This is a genomic window from Aquirufa antheringensis, from assembly GCF_023921165.1.
Taxonomy (GTDB): Bacteria; Bacteroidota; Bacteroidia; order Cytophagales; family Spirosomataceae; genus Aquirufa; species Aquirufa antheringensis.
The window spans coordinates 2369788-2387177 of the sequence record NZ_CP049835.1; the positions used below are offsets into that span (position 1 = coordinate 2369788).

Consider the following 17390-nt stretch of genomic DNA (forward strand, 5'->3'; position numbering starts at 1 on the left):
TGATTCTACATGAAATCAAAAATTATTCAGCTGCTGGAGCCTCTTCTGCTGCTTCTTCAGCTGCTGGAGCTTCTTCTACTGCAGGAGCTTCTTCAGCTACTACTTCTTCCACTACTGGTGCTTCTTCAACTGCTGCAGGAGCCTCAGCTACTACTTCGTCCACTTCTACACCTGTAGCTTCTTCTTCCGCTTCGTTGATAGCTTCTACTACGCTAGCTACTAAAGCTTCTTCAGCTACTTTGTTTTTTGCAGCAATATTTTCAGCACGAGCGCTAGATACTTTAGCCTCAGCTTCTAAACGAGCCGCTTTAGACTTCGCTTTAGACTGTTGTAAAGTAGTCGCTTTCGTTTGAATAGATACTTCTTTCTCTGCTTTCCAAGCCTCGAACTTCGCGTCTGCTTGTTCTTGCGTGATCGCACCTTTGTTCACACCTACTTGTAAGTGTTTTGCATACATAATTCCTTTGTTAGAAAGGATTGCACGAACTGTGTCAGTAGGTTGAGCACCGTTCAATACCCATTGGATTGCTTGTTTCTCGTTTAAAACGACAGTTGCTGGGTTGGTGTTAGGATTGTATGTTCCAATTTTTTCTACAAAACGTCCGTCACGTGGTGCACGAGCATCCGCAACTACAACATCGAACATTGCTAACTTTTTGCGTCCGCGACGCGCTAATCTGATTTTAACAGCCATTAGATATGGGTTTGTGAGGGATCTCGTCCCCCGGGTTTATAAATAGTCTGCAAAATTAAGTCTTTTTGCATTCATTTCAAACAAAGAAATAGAGAAAATAAACCGATAAGCCGAATTCTGTCAATGGTTACCCACCGTCCTATCATTTATCTTCGATAAACATCACTGTTTACCTGTAGCAATCTACCCACTAGCATCGGACGAGCCACCCTTTTGCCTTGCGGCAGCTAGCCTATTTGATCTTGCAACGCGTGAGGTTTACCTAAGCCTGATTTGTCACCAAACCAGCGGTGGGCTCTTACCCCACCTTTTCACCCTTACCCGAAGGCGGTAATTTTCTGTGGCACTTGCTGTTGAATCCGAAGATCCCCCTTCCAGTTAGGAAGCACGCTGCTCTTTGTTGTTCGGACTTTCCTCTTTAAAAAGCGATAGGATAGTCTATTTTCTCTAATGCAAAGGTAGGATTTTATTTGGCCAAAGACCAATTCCCCTCAAAAGCCCCCTCAAATAACACCGAGCTGCTATCGAAATAGATCTTTTGAAAACGAACGCGTCCATTTTTTGCCAGGGAAATCGAACTAGGAAGGCGATTAAGAATTTGTTTCGACTGAAAACGGAAAGCTGCCGCCTGTGACTGCAATTTCTTTTGAATGCGTCCCTTAAATAAAGAGGCAGGAAAAGATAATTTTTGAAGTCGTGTTTCCTTTACTTGGATTCCGACCGAATTATCGGGATAAATCACCAAATCAAAATCGATAGCTAATTGGGATGATTTGCCTTTAAATTGAGCTAGTTGAAAGCCTAAACCCTTTTTTTGGAACACAAATGCCCCATTTCCCTTCCAAGAAGGATTGCTCTCCTTAATGGCAGCGATTAATTCAGGGCCAGATAGTTGAAATTGAAAAGGAAGCATCGGCTTTCCAGCACCAGGTAAATCCTTCACTGGAATTAACAAAGTCGTTGGATTGTTTTGACCCGAAACCACCTTAAAACCACCCATATACCTCAATTGACCTTTGATGCTAGTTTGCTCAAAACTCAAATCACGCAAATCCAAGGCAGAACTAGTCGCAGGTTCTATCCGGTATCCGGAAGGCGAATCCGTAAAAAAGGATTCGAAGGCAAAAGGTTTCGTCGCTATTTTCTTGATCGAAGCATTTAATTGCTCTTGCATTTGAGCTAAAATCAATGCTTTCTTTTGATTCAAAAGTTGATCCACTACTCCGGAAACATTGACCGGAAAGCCCATCACTTTCACCGAAGGTTTTTGGATCCATTGGTAGTCATAGGCCACTTCTTTGACTTGCAAGGAGTTAATGCTCGCTAGATTCCATTTCAATTGCACTTTCATCGCTAAATCACCCGAAACGGTTCCAGCAGATATTCCTGCAAGTTCCGGTTTCGCCACCATCCTAACTGGCAAAGATAGACTAATGTGATCCTTTTGAATGGCTTGCAATTGAATAGGTGCTAATAATCGCACATCTAAAGGGAAATCAATCGTGGAAGAACCTGCTGTATTTTGATAAAGTACAGAACCTGGCTTCAATTGACTTAAAGAAAATAAACTATCATAGGAAAGGGAAAAATCAATCGTAGTTAATCCAGACTTGATAGCAGGAAAGCGATCCACGTAAACAGACTTTTCGGCAATCTGCGCAGGAACAATGGTCTTAGCACAAGAGGAGATTAAGACTAGAAGAAATAAAAGATATATTCTCATAAAAAAAGAAGCCTCAATCTTAAACGAAAAGACTGAGGCCTAATTATGTTTACATACTAAACTAGGTTAATAAACCACCGTTTACTGAAATTACTTGACCTGTAACGTAAGAAGACATATCAGAACCTAAGAACAAACAAACATCCGCTACTTCTGTTGCCTGACCTCCCCTTTTCATTGGAATAGATTTTGTCCATTCTTCAATGGCCGCCTCGTTTAATTCCTCTGTCATCTCCGTTTCGATAAAACCTGGAGCAATCGCATTGCAACGAATATTACGAGAACCTAATTCAAGGGCAATTGATTTAGTAAACCCAATTATACCAGCCTTCGAAGCAGCATAATTCGATTGACCTGCATTACCTTTGATACCAACAATCGAAGTCATATTAATGATAGAGCCCGATTTAGCCTTCATCATTGGCTTCGTAACCGCCTTCGTTAAATTGAAAATTGATTTCAAATTAACGCGAATTACTTCATCCCATTGCTCTTCAGACATACGCATTAACAAACCATCACGCGTAATCCCTGCATTGTTGATTAATATGTCAATCGTTCCAAAATCCGCTAACACATCTTCTACTAACTTCTCCGATTCCGTGTACGAAGAGGCATCTGAACGATAACCTTTGGCCGTAATACCAAAAGCAGCTAATTCCTGTTCTAATGCCTGACCCTTCTCTACGGAAGATAAATAAGTGAAAGCTACATTGGCGCCAGCTTTGGCAAAAGTTGTCGCAATAGCCCGACCGATACCGCGAGAGGCACCTGTCACTAAAACGACCTTGTTTTGTACTAATGACATATTATTTTTTTTGTTTGGTTAATTCTTTTTTCTTTTTCCTGGCCAAAGTTAAGGCATCAGCCCCCTCTTCAAAATCTGCCACAATGTATTCGCCTTCCGCTAAAGCCCCTTTCAAAATCTCTTCAGCTAACGCATCCTCTAAGTACTTTTGAATGGCACGATTTAACGGTCTTGCCCCATACTGTGGATCATAGCCCTTATCCGCCATAAAGTCTTTCGCTTTCTCGGTTAATTCCACTTCAAAACCAAGGTTCGCTAAACGCGTTTTTAACTTCGTTAACATCAAATCAATGATTTGGTGGATGGCAGGACGCTCTAGCGAGTTAAATACGATGATATCATCTAGACGATTAATAAACTCAGGTGCGAAAGCTTTCTTCAACGCATTTTGAATGGTTGTCTTCGCGTATTCATCTAAGTTGTCCACCTTAGACTTCGTAGAGAAACCAATTCCTGATCCAAAATCCTTCAAATCACGTGCCCCAATATTCGAAGTCATAATGATAATCGTATTTCTAAAATCAACACGACGACCTAGGCCATCCGTCAAAATACCATCATCTAATACTTGCAATAGCAGGTTAAACACATCTGGGTGTGCCTTTTCTATCTCGTCTAACAAAACGACCGCATAAGGCTTACGGCGAATCTTTTCAGTCAACTGACCACCTTCTTCATAACCCACGTATCCCGGAGGCGCTCCCACTAAGCGAGATACACTGAATTTCTCCATGTACTCACTCATATCGATACGCACTAAAGCATCTTCTTTATCAAACAAATAGGTCGCCAGAACTTTAGCCATCTCCGTCTTTCCTACCCCCGTAGGGCCTAAGAAAATAAATGAACCAATCGGTTTCTTCGGATCTTTTAAGCCTACACGCGTACGCTGAATGGCTTTCACTAATTTCTTAATCGCATCTGGCTGACCAATTACTTGCTTTGAAAGTTGTTCGTCCATCTGCAACAACTTCTCCCCCTCTTTCGCCGCAACGCGGTTAACAGGTATACCCGTCATCTGCGCAATCACCTCCGCTACATTCTCTTCTGTAACTGTGAATTTCTGCTTCTTCGAATCTTCCTCCCAAGCCGCTTTCGACTGCTCTAATTGATCAATTAATTTTTTCTCTCGATCACGTAATTGAGCCGCTTCCTCGTATTTCTGAGACTTCACCACTTGGTTCTTCTCTTTCTTCACGATTTCGATTTGGCCTTCTAACGCAACGATATCTTCCGGAACATTAATATTCGAAATGTGCACTCGCGCACCAACTTCGTCTAACACATCTATCGCCTTATCTGGCAAGAAACGATCTGAAATATAGCGATCTGATAATTTAACCGCAGAAATAATGGATTCGTCTGTATAAATTACGTGGTGATGATCCTCGTATTTATCCTTGATATTATGTAAAATTTCGATAGTTTCTTCGACTGTCGTAGCATCCACCATAACGGTTTGGAAACGACGAGCTAAAGCCCCATCTTTCTCAATGTACTGTCGGTATTCATCTAAGGTAGTGGCACCAATCACTTGTATATCTCCACGCGCTAAAGCTGGCTTAAACATATTCGAAGCATCTAATGAACCCGAAGCTCCACCAGCACCTACAATGGTATGTAATTCATCTATAAAAAGAATAACATCTGTAGACTTCTCTAATTCATTCATCACCGCTTTCATACGCTCTTCGAACTGACCTCGGTATTTCGTGCCAGCTACTAAGGATGCTATATCAAGCGTCACGACACGTTTGCCAAAAAGTACACGAGATACTTTCTTTTGTACGATACGCAAGGCTAAGCCTTCTGCAATGGCCGTTTTACCTACACCCGGTTCTCCTATTAAAATAGGGTTATTCTTCTTGCGACGAGATAAAATCTGCGCGACACGTTCGATTTCTTTCTCACGACCTACAATCGGATCAAGCTTACCGTTTTCTGCTACTTTAGTCAAATCACGACCAAAATTATCTAAAACAGGAGTTTTACTTTTTTCTCCTGGTTTCGAACCTGTTGTATTACCTGCACTTGCTCCCCCAGTAGAACCAGACCCTGCGCTATATAAACGCGAATCGTCGTCATTGTCATCTGTATCAGAACTTGCTTTCGGATTTGCACCCTGACCATTTCCGGATTGGAACTCTACCATTTCCTTGATTAAATCGTAGTAAACTTGGTATTTCTCCAAAATCTGAGTCGCCACATTATCTTCATCACGTAAAACCGCCATCAAAAGATGATCTGTTTCAACGACATTCGTTTTAAAATATTTTGCTTCTAAATACGTCAAGCGCAACACCTTTTCCGCTTGCTTGGTTAACGGAATATTTAACATATTCTCGCGATCGAAAGAAGAACGTGTGGTAGAGGCGGTGGAGTGTTCAATGCTTTGGCGTAAAGAATCCAAAGAAACCCCAGAACGCAATAATAAATCAATCCCTGGACCTTGTCCATCTCGAATCATCCCTAACATCAAGTGTTCTGTCCCGATGTAATCGTGACCTAAACGTAATGCCTCTTCCCGCGCAAGCGAGATAACTTCCTTCACTTTATTCGAAAATTTAGCCTCCATATCGTTCTATTAATTTCGTACAACTTACCTGCATCAACCATGTATGCCCCTAAATTGTTCCCTTTTATTTTAAAAAAGTCAAAGACTCCTTCCCGTGATTCATTAGTAAATCTAAAATCGACAAATTCGGAACAAATTCTGCTCCAAAACATTGACGATAGGATTTATTTTGATAGAATGAACGCGTTGTCCAGTCATTTTTCGCACTTATTTGATCATATTCACTATCACCATCATAAACCCCGAATTCTTGCGTCTTCTCTAATACGAGAGGCACATCTAAAATACGGTAAACAAAGCTCAAGAGATCAATATTTAAATCTACTAAAAAAAACCTTTTTTTTGCAAAGATTTGGCGTAAATATGGCTCAAAATATTCATAGTAAGGTGCATTTCCATAGGCCGCTTGAATAGCTCCTTGATGTTGCTTCATCCAATTTTGAGTATAATCAATCCTCGTATCTTTCGTTTTAGTTTTCTCTCCAGATGTATGAATCACCGGAACAGTTAATCGCTCCACCCCATTGGCCCCTAAAATCAAACAACGATTCCGATAAGTTTGCTTCGGAAAATTTTCTTCCACCTCGAATAGCAAAGACGGTTGCTGTAGCAAAACAGTCATGTATTCTAAACTAGGCAAATAATGAGTCTCAATGTGCATTCCCAAAAATAAATCGGATATTTGTAAAACGAAAGAACAAAGATAATAAGAATGAAAGCGTCTCCCCTGTTTCTGTACAAACTTATTGGAAGATTACCTTTGCCCATATTGTATGGATTCGCAACCTTCTGTACCATCCTGTTCTACTACTTTATTCCCTATCGAAAAAAAGTGATCCAGGGGAATATGAAAAAGTCTTTCCCTACGCTTTCAGACAAAGAATTAGGCAAACTTACGTACCGCTTTTATGGTTATTTAACTGATCAATTAGTTGAGTTCTTTAAAGGGGTTTCTATCTCAAAAGAAGAAATGCTTGATCGTTTCGAGATTAAAAATGAGGACATCGTAACTGATTTTATTAAAAAAGGAATACCCGTCATTTTAGTAGCTGGTCATCAAGGTAACTGGGAATGGGCCATTCACCGTTTAGCGCTGAGTAAAAATCCGCACGATGTGATTTACCAAAAACTAAACAATCCCACCTTCAATGAATTTACCAAGCAGGTGCGTGCGCGATTTGGGCATGTCGTTTTATTAGAAAAAAGAGAGTCTGTTTTGTTAACGAGGGAAAGAAAGGATATTCCGCGCGTCATTTGTTTAGCTGCTGACCAAGCTCCTCAGAAACCTGAAAGTGCATATTGGACCACCTTTCTACACCAAGATACCGCCTTCTTCACCGGAATGGAGCGCTTTGCAAGGGACTACCAATATCCCGTTGTATTTGCAGAATTGATTCGTAAAAAGAGAGGGAAATACACGATGACCTACGAATTATTAGCGAATGTCCCTTTTGATGAATTAGCTCCGGGAGAAATCATTGAGCGCTTTGCACGACGTTTGGAAAAATCCATCAACGCTTACCCAGAACAATATTTGTGGTCGCATAGACGCTGGAAGCACACAAAACCTGACAAATTAAGCCTGAAGTGGTCTTAACTAAATTCAGAACAATCCCCGGCACCTTCGCGTATAATTTCGAAAGCATCCTCTGAAATTTCCACCACACTGGAAGGAACAAAACCTCCGAATCCCCCATCAAGTACCAAGTCAACAGCATGACCCCATCTTTCCATAATCAAACTTGGATCCGTATACTCTTCTACTTCTAAATCATCATGAGGTAAAGACGTGGTTAAAAGAGGTGAACCTAAATGGGAAACAATAGATAAAACAGGTTCATAATCTGGTATTCTAATACCTACTGTTTTCTTTCCCTGAACTAGTACAGAAGGAACCTTTGAACTAGCTGGTAAAACGAAAGTAAAAGCGCCAGGCAAGAACCGTTTCAGGGTTTTGAAGGCAAAATCAGATACTTTGGCATAATTCGCAATCGAACTTAAATCCGCACAAATAAACGAAAAACGGTTTTTAGAGGCCTGAATACCCTTAATCTCACAGATTCGATTCACCGCTTTAGTTGAATTGATGTGACAACCTAAGGCATACATCGTATCCGTTTTATAGATTATAACAGCATCCTTTTCCAATGCTTTCACAATCAGGTCTAAAGTTGCCTGACTATTGTTCTTGTCATAAAGACGAATGAGCTCTGCCATATTATTCGAAAAAATAATCCGTTTCAGACTCCTCTTGCTCTTCTTTAACTTGATCAATACTTGCATTGATTTCGAATCCTACCAGTAAAATCAACGCAATAAAGTACAACCAAACCATCAAGGCTATCAAGGAACCAATCGAGCCATAGACCTTATTATAACTCGCAAAATTGACTAAATAATAAGAAAATAAATTTGTCACTAAAATGGTCAAAACAGAGGCCGTTATAGAACCCGCATTAAAAAACTTCCAACGTTTCGTGATCGCAGGGGCGTAATAATAAATAATAGAGATGGTTAAAAAGAAGATCGAGAAGATCAGAAAATAGGTCAAAATATTCAACATGTAGAAATTGAAATCATAATCTATTAGCCCCTTCCCTTTAAGATACCCAATCACCAGCTTGCCTACAATGAAGACCGAAAATGCCGTTATCAAAACAAACGTTAATAGGAAATTCAAGGAGACAGCGATAACTCTCTCTTTTATTAATCCCCTATTTTCTTTCGTTCTATACGTTAAATTAAAGGAACGAATTAAGGCTTGAATACCACTAGTAGAGGCATATAAGGCAAATAAAAATCCGAAAGACAAAACTCCACCCGATTTTTTTCGAATCAAATCTAAGAGTAATTCAGTGAAATCTTTTTGGAGGTTTTTCGGGATAGAGGACTTCAAAAAGTTCACCATCTTGATATCGAAATTATCCACCGGAATATAAGCTAATAAAGAGAATAAAAAGATAATCGTAGGAAAAACAGCCAAGGTAAAATTATACGCAACGGCCGCTGCACGCACATCAATATCAAAATGGAAAATCTTTTGGTATAAAATCGTCAGAATTCGGGCCAGGATATAATGTTCCTCGCAATCTTTCCAAAACACCTGAATTTCTCTCCAAACCCGTCTAAGCATCACTTCTTTTTTCTAAAATCGCCGAAATCAACCATTCCGGCGCTTTCACCACCTTCTTAGTGGCTAATTCCATAAAGACCAAAGTCGTCTTCCCTTCGTGTAATAAGGCCTCACTTTGGTTATAAATCTTGTACTCAAATTCGATTCGAGCTGAAGGCATTTTGATTAACGTACATTCTATTCGCAATAAATCATCATACAAAGCTGGAGCGTGGTACTTAGAGTAATTTTCATACACGGGCAAACCGATTCCAGCATCCTCTAACACCTTGTAACTAACTCCAATGCTTCGTAAAGTTTCCACCCGCGCTATCTCATAAAAACGAGCATAATTACCATAATACACATAGCCCATTTGGTCTGTATCAGCGTAGCAAACACGGTAAGAAACCTGGTGAGAGAGCATATTAATGTATTTTGTTTTGGTCAAGTGCTTTCTGATAATCAGCCGCATTCTTCCTATGTTCCTCATAAGTAACTGCAAAAGCATGGTTCTCTGAAAAATCAGCTTTGGCACAGAAATAAATATACTGATGGTGTTCTAAATTCAAAACCTTATCTATCACATCACTCGGCACAATCGAAATAGGACCCGGTGGCAATCCGGCATTCCTGTACGTATTATAAGGGGAATTAAGCGCTGTATATTTACTCGTAACGCGCTTAATCGTAAAATCTTTCCAAGCAAAAACGACAGTAGGATCAGCCTGTAGAGGCATATTAGCTTGCAAACGATTCCAATAAACTCCCGCCACACGCGCTTGCTCTTTAGGGTTCTTAGATTCCCCGTACACAATGCTGGCTAGAATCGAGACCTGAACTGGCGTCAACCCTAGTTTCTGTGCTTCTGCCTTACGTTTTGATGTCCAAAACTTCACATAAGCCTTGTTCATTTTGTCCAAAAACTCAGGAAATGTAGTTGTCCAATTCACCTCATAGGTATTAGGGACAAAGATGGCAGGACTAGTTTCAGAAGTAAAACCCCACTTTTCCATCAACTGAGTTGAATCAAGAAAAGCATATATAGCAGCCGAATCATAGTCCGTTTGTTGCGCAATTCGACCGGCTATATCTTCTTTTAAGCGAAAATTATTAATCACCACTTTATAGGCATCCTGACGGCCATTTCTTAGCTTACGTAACAACTCCCAGTTACCCATTTCACTATGAATAACATAACGTCCCGGACGCACTTTCTCTGGATAATTTAACACCTTAGCTAAGAAACGGAAACTTAATTGATCTCGCACTACATCGTGCTTTTTTAACGTATCTAGTACCGATTCGTAGGTCGAATTCTTAGGAATAAATAATTCAAAAGGCTGATTTGCCTCTACTCGGAAATTAGGTGTTTTGAATACCTGCCAAACGTAGTAGGAAAACATGGCCGAAACCAAACTAAAAACCAGAATGAAAATCTTGATACGCTTATTCGAAACCATATTAATCTAATTTAAAATCTAACTGAAAACGAGAGGCTAGAGATTGTAAATCCTCTACGACCGGTTTTAATAACGGAATGCCCTCTATACGGCGAATAGCTTCTAATTCCCGCTCTGGATCACCTGGAATGAGCACTTGCTTACCTTCCACTGCCTTGGCAGATCTAAAACGACGAATCCATTTATCCATATCCTTCGTAAAATCTTCCGCTGGTCTGAACGCATCGACGCGCATCGCACCTAAAAAATGACCTGTTCCATTTCCGACCGTTTCTCCCGCTTGCATAAAACCAGCCGTAGCAAAGGGAGGCACCCAAGGACCAAAATTCGCCCCTGACAAAACACCTGATAAGATATCTACAATAGCACCTAAACCATATCCTTTGTGTGAACCGTGTTCGCGATCACCACCTAGCGGCAATAATGCCCCACCATTTTTAATCGCAAAAGCATCATTGGAAGGATCCCCATTAGCATCTTGAACCCAGCCGTCTGGTGTATCTAGTCCTTTTCGTTGAAGTATCTCTAACTTACCATAAGCTACAGCTGTCGAAGCAAAATCAGCCACAAATGCAGGCTCTTCATTTGCGGGAATAGCCACGGCAATGGGATTCGTTCCTAATAATTTCTCCTTCGAAAAAGTAGGCGTAACTAAAGGAGCGGCATGCGTCATCGCCCAACCGATCATTTGAGAAGGTAAGGCCTTCATGGCATGATAACCCGCAATACCGAAGTGATTTGAATTCTGAACTGCCACCCAACCAGTACCGGCAAGAGCTGCTTTTTCACACGCAATTTCCATTGCCTTAGGAGCTACAATAAGGCCTAAGCCCCGATCACCATCTAATGTAGCTGTAGAGGGTGTTTCGTGTAAAACTTTTACCTGAGGTTTTGTGTTTAATCTTCCGTTATCGTAAAGGCGAACATAACCTGCCAAACGCGCGACTCCGTGCGAATCAATTCCACGAGCGTCTGCAGAAACTAAAACATCCGAGGCTAAAGCCGCCTCTTCATCACTACAGCCAATGGCTGTAAAAACAGAGGCAACGTATTTTTTTAATAAATGATAGTCTGCTTGCATAGTATAAACTAAACCACAAAGATAATTAGAACTATTGGTAATAATATTGCCAAAATGCACCTAAATTTGAACCATTAATCATCAACCCATATGAACCTATTATCATCCGCCTGGTTTTGGATCACACTCATTGCTATCCTTGTCATCATTCGTGACATTTTTATCCAAAAAAGCCATACCATCACACATAATTTCCCTATTGTAGGTCATTTCAGATACTGGCTTGAGCGCATTGGACCTGAATTAAGACAATACATTGTTGCCAATAACCGCGAAGAATTACCATTCAATCGCCAAGAGCGCTCCTGGATCTATGCTTCTTCGAAGAATGAAAATAATTTACAAGGTTTTGGAACGGATCAAGATTTCAGTTCTCCAGGGTATATTTTCATCAAAAATGCAATGATGGGTTTCAATCCATCCAAGGAACATTTATACCATCAAAATCCAGGGGTACTGCCTGCGGCTAAAGTAATTGGTTTATATCACAAGAGAGCGAAGCCATTCCGCCCCTATTCTATCATTAATATCTCCGGGATGTCTTACGGTTCACTTTCTGCAAAAGCAGTAGAATCACTAAACAAAGGAGCACTTTTAGCTGGATGCTATCACAACACGGGCGAAGGCTCCTTGTCTCCCTACCACCAAAACGGTGCTGATGTGATGTTAAACATTGGAACCGCGTATTTTGGCGTTAGAGAACTAGATGGACGCTTTTCGATGGAAAAACTTAGGCAAAAAGTGGAGGAAAATCCATGCATCAAAGCCATTGAATTAAAGCTTTCGCAAGGAGCTAAACCCGGAAAAGGGGGAATGCTTCCTAAATCTAAAATCAATAAAGAAATTGCGGAAATACGCCATATTCCGATGGATAAAGATGCTATGTCACCCGCTTTTCACTCTGAATTCTCCACGGTCCCAGAGATGGTCGATTTCATTGAGTCGATGGCTGCTGAAACGGGATTACCTGTAGGGGTAAAATCTGCTATTGGTAAATTAGAACAATGGGAAGAATTAGCTGCCTATATGGAAAAACACGGCAAAGGACCTGATTTTATCACTATCGACGGTGGCGAGGGTGGAACGGGTGCTGCTCCACACGCGTTTGCTGACCACGTTTCGATGCCTTTTACTTTTGCTTTTGCGAAAGTATACCAAATATTCCAACGTCATAACCTAACTGATAAGATCTTCTTTATTGCCTCTGGAAAACTGGGCTTCCCTGAGAAAGCCTTAATGGCCTTTGCGATGGGAGCAGATAGCATTCACATTGCGCGCGAAGCCATGATGTCGATTGGCTGTATTCAAGCCCAAAAATGCCACACAAACCACTGCCCTACCGGAATTGCCACTTCCAATAAATGGCTTCAAGCAGGTATCGACGTCACTTTAAAAAGCGAACGGTATTACCGCTACCATTATACCTTAGTCAAAGAAATCGCAGAAATTACACATGCCTGTGGCTATGAACACCCTACTCAAATGACGATGGATGATATCGAATGGTCGATGGGTGACAATAATCGAACCATGGCACTTTCTAAGGCTTTAGGATATACCAAAACCGAAATAAGCTATTCTGGTTTAGAAGATTTAGTCAAATGTCCGCATTTGGGTGGTCTAAATGCAAGAAAACGGCTATCTTTGTAATATGTTATCAATATCAAATTTAAACTTCTATTTCGGAAGTCGCGCCTTGTACGAAGGAGCTAGTTTACACATCAAGCCTAAGACTAAAATCGGTTTAATCGGTGCGAACGGTACCGGTAAATCTACTTTATTACGCCTTATTTCTGGTGAATACACTCCCGATGGTGGCACGATTTCTAAGTCTGGAGATTGTACCATTGGTTTCTTAAACCAAGATCTATTGTCCTACCAAACGGATGACAGTATTTTGAATGTGGCCATGCAGGCTTTTGAAAAGCAGTTAGAGCTTCAAAAAGATATTGATAAAGTACTTCATAAGATGGAAACAAATTATGAAGATAAAGACATTGATGTATTAGCAAAACTGCAGGAAGATTTCGAGCGTTTGGACGGTTATACTATCCAATCTCGAACTGAGGAAATATTAGAAGGTTTAGGATTTAGCACGAGCGATTTAGATCGCCCCCTGAAATTATTTTCTGGAGGGTGGCGTATGCGGGTGATGTTAGCCAAGTTATTATTACAAAAGCCTGCCTTACTCCTGCTTGATGAGCCTACTAACCACTTGGACTTACCGTCCATTGAATGGGTTGAAAAATACATACACGATTATGAAGGTTCCATTGTGGTCGTATCTCACGATCGCTATTTCTTAGATCGCACCATTGATAATATTGCCGAAGTTTCTGGCGCTAAAATCACCTTATATCCGGGTAATTATTCTTTCTATATGGAAGAAAAAGCACTCCGGAATGAGATTCAAAAAGGGGCATTTGAGAACCAACAATCTCAGATTCGCCAGACAGAACGATTCATCGAGCGTTTTAAGGCCAAAGCTTCTAAAGCTAGACAAGTACAATCGCGCGTAAAAGCATTGGATAAAATAGATATTATTGATGATGTGATAGATGAAAAAGCGAAGGTGAATTTCAAATTTAACTTTGGAACTGAACCGGGTCGTTTCATTTTGTTCTTAGAACACATTTCAAAGGCATTTGGAGAAAAGGTTATTTTAAAGAATACTTCTGCAACCATTAATAGAGGTGATAAAATTGCCTTGATCGGTGCAAACGGAAAAGGAAAATCAACTTTACTTCGTATCATTTCTGGTACAGAACAAATCGAAGGAGAAAGACGTACAGGTCACAATGTGATTGAATCCTTCTTCGCTCAGCACCAATTAGAAAGTTTAACGGTAGAAAATACCTTAATAGATGAATTAAAGGGCACAGGGACGACAAAAACCGATATGGAATTACGATCGGTATTAGGTTGTTTCTTGTTTTCAGGAGAAGAAGTATTCAAGAAGATCAAGGTACTTTCAGGGGGAGAGAAATCGCGTGTGGCTTTGGCTAAAGTATTAATCTCTGAAGCGAACTTCCTTTTACTCGATGAGCCTACCAATCACTTGGATATGCAATCGGTGAATATCTTGATTCAAGCCTTACAACAATACGAAGGAACCTATGTAGTCGTTTCCCACGACCGCTATTTCGTTAGTAATATCGCCAATAAGATTTGGTACATCGAGGATCACGAAATCAAAGAATATCCAGGCTCATTCGATGAATACGAGACTTGGATGGCTACTCGCGAAACATCAAAACCTGTTTCTATAAAGGCAGCTCTTAAAGCAAAGCCCGAATTAGCTCCAGTAGAAGCCAAAACACCTAATCAGGCTAAGCAAATAGAAAAGCTAGAGTCTGAGATCATGGAAATCGAAAATCGAATTGCTGCCATCGAAGTACAAATGGTAGATTTAGCAAATCAATCCGACTATGCTGGCCTGAAGCAACTGGAGGTGTCACTCGCTGCTGAAAAAGAGAACTTATCTAAAACAACCGCTTCTTGGGAAGCATTAATCTAGACCAAAATGAAGACCTATATCTCGCTTTTGCTATTTTTAGGTCTTCCTTTTTCTGTTTATCCACAAATCGTTTCGCGTATTCATCATCCGAATATTAAAACGGCTTTTATACAAACATCCGACAGATTCCTTCATCCGAATGTTGTACTGAATTTAGGTTCTTCAAACGAGGCGACCTTGCAATTCGATGACTTAGGGATCACCTACCCGTCCTATTATTTCCGTATTATCCATTGCCAGGCAGATTGGAAACCATCCCCTCTTTCAGACATTGAATATTTGGATGATTTCAATGATATTCCGCTTCGGAATCCATCTTCCTCCGTGGGGACCAAAGTCCCCTATGTACACTATGCCGTTCCTATTTCAAGCCTAAAAGTCAGTGGGAATTACATCGCGATGGTGTATAATAAACGGAATAAACGCGATACTGTATTATGCGTTCGATTCTCTGTAGCAGAACAACTGGTGAAAGTGCAGACGTCTTTTTCGTATGCCAAAACCAATACCTTACGTGCCAGCCATCAAACCATCGATTTCAAATTACACATTCCTCCTAGCTTAAATTTCGCAGGTGATGATCAGCTAAGTATCCAGGTTCGCCAAAACCACCAATCAGAGAACTTGCTAAAAAGATTACCTGAAGGCCAATTTAATCTTCAAGAAAATAGCTTAACATTCCCCTTCTTTGGCCAAGAAAATGCATTTCCGGGATCCAATGAATTTAGACTCATCGACCTACGAAGCTCACAGCAAAAACTTTCCTTTGTGGATCATGTCGCAACAGGTGAAACAATAAACTCCGTCAGCACCCAAATAGAACAAGCCCAAGGACTATATCCATACGTACAAAGAAATGACCTAAATGGTGCTTATGTAATTGAATCATATGAAAACCAGGAGAATCCATTGCAAGCGGACTATGTAGAATGTACTTTTCGATTAAAGCCTACAGATTCGCTCAACGATGTCTTTGTGGCGGGAGGATTCAATAATTTCACGTTTAATGCTCCATTGCGTTTAAACCCCGCAACCGGTTTCTTAGAAAATACCCAAATGCTAAAACAAGGCATTTATAACTACCAGTTTAAAAGCAAAAATCCCCCTAATGTGACATTAGAGGGAAATCATGCTCAAACCGAAAACCTATATGAGGTACTCGTTTATTATCAAAAACCAGGAACAAGATATGATTCACTGGTGGGGTATACAACAGTAATCAGTGGTCAGTAGACAGTCCTTACACGTTAAAACGGAAGTGCATAATGTCACCATCTTGCACTACATACTCCTTGCCTTCCACACTTAATTTACCGGCGTCTTTACATCCTGCTTCGGTTTTGTAAGCGACATAATCAGCTAATTTAATTACCTCAGCACGAATAAAACCTCGTTCAAAGTCTGTGTGAATTACACCAGCTGCAGCGGGTGCTTTCCACCCCTTTTGTATCGTCCAAGCGCGCACTTCTTGAACACCCGCTGTGAAGTAGGTAATCAAATTCAATAAATGATACGAACTACGGATTAACTTATCTAAGCCAGATTCTGTCAAACCATATTCTTCCAAAAACATCGCACGATCGTCCAAATCCTCCATTTCTGCAATCTGAGCTTCTAAAGCAGCACAAACGACTACAACCTCTGCATTTTCAGGCGCTACATTCGCTTTCAGCTCGTCCACATACTGATTGCCACCTGCGGCAATCGAAGCTTCATCCACATTCGCCACATAAATCACAGGCTTATCAGTCAATAGATATAAATCACCTATTGCCGCTTGACGAAGTTCATCATCCATTACAACCGTACGCGCTGATTTACCTTCCTCTAAGGTGGCCTTAAATTGTTGTAATGCCGCTAATTCAGCTTTTGCTTTGGCATCCCCTGCTTTCGCAGCACGTTCTGTTTTAGAAATCTTCTTATCTACAGAGTCTAAATCCTTTATCTGTAATTCTAAATCAATAATTTCTTTATCACTTACTGGGTTCACACGTCCTTCCACGTGAACAATATTTTCATCTTCAAAACAACGAACTACGTGAATAATAGCATCTACCTCTCGGATATTAGCTAAGAATTTATTCCCTAAACCTGCTCCAGTCGAAGCACCTTTTACTAAACCAGCAATGTCTGTAAACTCAATAACAGTAGGTAAAATGCGATTCGGATTCACTAATTCAGCTAACACGTTCAACCGATTATCTGGTACAGTGACGATACCCACATTAGGCTCGATAGTACAAAACGGGTAATTCGCCGCTTCTGCTTTATTAGAAGAAATAGCACTAAACAAAGTTGATTTACCCACATTAGGCAATCCGACAATTCCACAAGTTAATCCCATAGTAATTTTAAAAATGAAAGCACAAAAGTACGGCTAAAAATCAAAAAGCCCCTGATTTCTCAGAGGCTTTTTT

The 17390-nt window shown here is 40.6% G+C and carries 15 protein-coding genes and 1 other RNA gene; 4 read left to right on the forward strand and 12 right to left on the reverse strand.

Annotated elements, in window-relative coordinates; all coding sequences use genetic code 11:
* Positions 1 to 22: 22 nt before the first annotated feature.
* The 6 genes from G9X63_RS10710 to G9X63_RS10735 all read right to left on the reverse strand — a co-directional run bounded on the left by G9X63_RS10710 (position 23) and on the right by G9X63_RS10735 (position 6440).
* A complete protein-coding gene (locus tag G9X63_RS10710; RefSeq protein WP_130896767.1) occupies positions 23 to 694 on the reverse strand; it encodes a 30S ribosomal protein S16 in 672 nt (223 codons plus the stop codon).
* 90 nt (positions 695 to 784) lie between these two features.
* An RNA gene (gene rnpB, locus G9X63_RS10715) (RNase P RNA component class A) lies at positions 785 to 1139 on the reverse strand.
* Between the two features lie 21 nt (positions 1140 to 1160).
* The gene (locus G9X63_RS10720; RefSeq protein ID WP_252622996.1) at positions 1161 to 2417 is read right to left on the reverse strand and encodes a DUF4403 family protein; all 1257 of its coding nucleotides are present in this window, start codon (positions 2415 to 2417) and stop codon (positions 1161 to 1163) included.
* A gap of 61 nt (positions 2418 to 2478) precedes the next feature.
* Positions 2479 to 3225, reverse strand: a complete 747-nt coding sequence (gene fabG, locus G9X63_RS10725; RefSeq protein ID WP_130923284.1) for a 3-oxoacyl-[acyl-carrier-protein] reductase — start codon at positions 3223 to 3225, stop codon at positions 2479 to 2481.
* A 1-nt stretch (position 3226) separates the two neighbouring features.
* Positions 3227 to 5800 (reverse strand): ATP-dependent Clp protease ATP-binding subunit, encoded by a 2574-nt coding sequence (locus tag G9X63_RS10730; RefSeq protein WP_130923283.1) that lies wholly within the window; start codon positions 5798 to 5800, stop codon positions 3227 to 3229.
* Positions 5801 to 5864: 64 nt separating this feature from the next.
* Positions 5865 to 6440 (reverse strand): WbqC family protein, encoded by a 576-nt coding sequence (locus G9X63_RS10735; protein WP_252622999.1) that lies wholly within the window; start codon positions 6438 to 6440, stop codon positions 5865 to 5867.
* A 72-nt stretch (positions 6441 to 6512) separates the two neighbouring features.
* On the opposite strand from G9X63_RS10735, the gene G9X63_RS10740 reads away from it, so the two are divergent.
* The gene (locus G9X63_RS10740; RefSeq protein WP_252623001.1) at positions 6513 to 7397 is read left to right on the forward strand and encodes a lysophospholipid acyltransferase family protein; all 885 of its coding nucleotides are present in this window, start codon (positions 6513 to 6515) and stop codon (positions 7395 to 7397) included.
* Here the strand turns inward: G9X63_RS10740 and G9X63_RS10745 are convergent.
* The 5 genes from G9X63_RS10745 to G9X63_RS10765 are packed head-to-tail and all read right to left on the reverse strand — an operon-like array spanning position 7394 to position 11456.
* Positions 7394 to 8017 (reverse strand): L-threonylcarbamoyladenylate synthase, encoded by a 624-nt coding sequence (locus G9X63_RS10745; protein ID WP_252623003.1) that lies wholly within the window; start codon positions 8015 to 8017, stop codon positions 7394 to 7396. The two genes, G9X63_RS10740 and G9X63_RS10745, sit on opposite strands and share 4 nt — an antisense overlap.
* A gap of 1 nt (position 8018) precedes the next feature.
* Complete coding sequence (locus tag G9X63_RS10750; protein ID WP_252623005.1) at positions 8019 to 8933, reverse strand: YihY/virulence factor BrkB family protein; 915 nt, start codon at positions 8931 to 8933, stop codon at positions 8019 to 8021.
* The gene (locus G9X63_RS10755; RefSeq protein WP_130923279.1) at positions 8926 to 9339 is read right to left on the reverse strand and encodes an acyl-CoA thioesterase; all 414 of its coding nucleotides are present in this window, start codon (positions 9337 to 9339) and stop codon (positions 8926 to 8928) included. Before G9X63_RS10755 ends, G9X63_RS10750 begins: the two co-directional genes overlap by 8 nt.
* A 1-nt stretch (position 9340) precedes the next feature.
* A complete protein-coding gene (gene mltG, locus G9X63_RS10760) occupies positions 9341 to 10375 on the reverse strand; it encodes an endolytic transglycosylase MltG (RefSeq protein WP_252623007.1) in 1035 nt (344 codons plus the stop codon).
* Between the two features lies 1 nt (position 10376).
* Entirely contained in the window at positions 10377 to 11456 is a 1080-nt protein-coding gene (locus G9X63_RS10765; protein ID WP_252623009.1) for an Ldh family oxidoreductase, read from the reverse strand.
* Positions 11457 to 11546: 90 nt separating this feature from the next.
* Between G9X63_RS10765 and G9X63_RS10770 the strand changes: the two genes are divergently transcribed.
* Genes G9X63_RS10770 through G9X63_RS10780 form a run of 3 tightly spaced genes read left to right on the forward strand, consistent with a single transcriptional unit; the run spans position 11547 to position 16206 of the window.
* The gene (locus G9X63_RS10770; RefSeq protein WP_252623011.1) at positions 11547 to 13106 is read left to right on the forward strand and encodes an FMN-binding glutamate synthase family protein; all 1560 of its coding nucleotides are present in this window, start codon (positions 11547 to 11549) and stop codon (positions 13104 to 13106) included.
* 1 nt (position 13107) lies between these two features.
* Entirely contained in the window at positions 13108 to 14973 is a 1866-nt protein-coding gene (locus G9X63_RS10775; protein WP_252623013.1) for an ABC-F family ATP-binding cassette domain-containing protein, read from the forward strand.
* 6 nt (positions 14974 to 14979) lie between these two features.
* Entirely contained in the window at positions 14980 to 16206 is a 1227-nt protein-coding gene (locus tag G9X63_RS10780; protein WP_252623015.1) for a type IX secretion system plug protein, read from the forward strand.
* Positions 16207 to 16213: 7 nt separating this feature from the next.
* Here the strand turns inward: G9X63_RS10780 and ychF are convergent, their stop codons facing one another.
* Positions 16214 to 17317 (reverse strand): redox-regulated ATPase YchF, encoded by a 1104-nt coding sequence (gene ychF, locus G9X63_RS10785; protein WP_252623017.1) that lies wholly within the window; start codon positions 17315 to 17317, stop codon positions 16214 to 16216.
* Positions 17318 to 17390: the final 73 nt, after the last annotated feature.

What these genes read in the sequence shown, in the direction of transcription:
- G9X63_RS10745 (WP_252623003.1), bottom strand. Translation starts at nt 8,017, where the DNA reads ATGGCAGAGCTCATTCGTCTTTATGACAAGAACAATAGTCAGGCAACT.
- G9X63_RS10780 (WP_252623015.1), top strand. Translation starts at nt 14,980, where the DNA reads ATGAAGACCTATATCTCGCTTTTGCTATTTTTAGGTCTTCCTTTTTCT.
- mltG (WP_252623007.1), bottom strand. Translation starts at nt 10,375, where the DNA reads ATGGTTTCGAATAAGCGTATCAAGATTTTCATTCTGGTTTTTAGTTTG.
- G9X63_RS10730 (WP_130923283.1), bottom strand. Translation starts at nt 5,800, where the DNA reads ATGGAGGCTAAATTTTCGAATAAAGTGAAGGAAGTTATCTCGCTTGCG.
- G9X63_RS10740 (WP_252623001.1), top strand. Translation starts at nt 6,513, where the DNA reads ATGAAAGCGTCTCCCCTGTTTCTGTACAAACTTATTGGAAGATTACCT.
- ychF (WP_252623017.1), bottom strand. Translation starts at nt 17,317, where the DNA reads ATGGGATTAACTTGTGGAATTGTCGGATTGCCTAATGTGGGTAAATCA.
- G9X63_RS10765 (WP_252623009.1), bottom strand. Translation starts at nt 11,456, where the DNA reads ATGCAAGCAGACTATCATTTATTAAAAAAATACGTTGCCTCTGTTTTT.
- G9X63_RS10770 (WP_252623011.1), top strand. Translation starts at nt 11,547, where the DNA reads ATGAACCTATTATCATCCGCCTGGTTTTGGATCACACTCATTGCTATC.
- fabG (WP_130923284.1), bottom strand. Translation starts at nt 3,225, where the DNA reads ATGTCATTAGTACAAAACAAGGTCGTTTTAGTGACAGGTGCCTCTCGC.
- G9X63_RS10775 (WP_252623013.1), top strand. Translation starts at nt 13,108, where the DNA reads ATGTTATCAATATCAAATTTAAACTTCTATTTCGGAAGTCGCGCCTTG.
- G9X63_RS10720 (WP_252622996.1), bottom strand. Translation starts at nt 2,417, where the DNA reads ATGAGAATATATCTTTTATTTCTTCTAGTCTTAATCTCCTCTTGTGCT.
- G9X63_RS10750 (WP_252623005.1), bottom strand. Translation starts at nt 8,933, where the DNA reads ATGCTTAGACGGGTTTGGAGAGAAATTCAGGTGTTTTGGAAAGATTGC.
- G9X63_RS10755 (WP_130923279.1), bottom strand. Translation starts at nt 9,339, where the DNA reads ATGCTCTCTCACCAGGTTTCTTACCGTGTTTGCTACGCTGATACAGAC.
- G9X63_RS10710 (WP_130896767.1), bottom strand. Translation starts at nt 694, where the DNA reads ATGGCTGTTAAAATCAGATTAGCGCGTCGCGGACGCAAAAAGTTAGCA.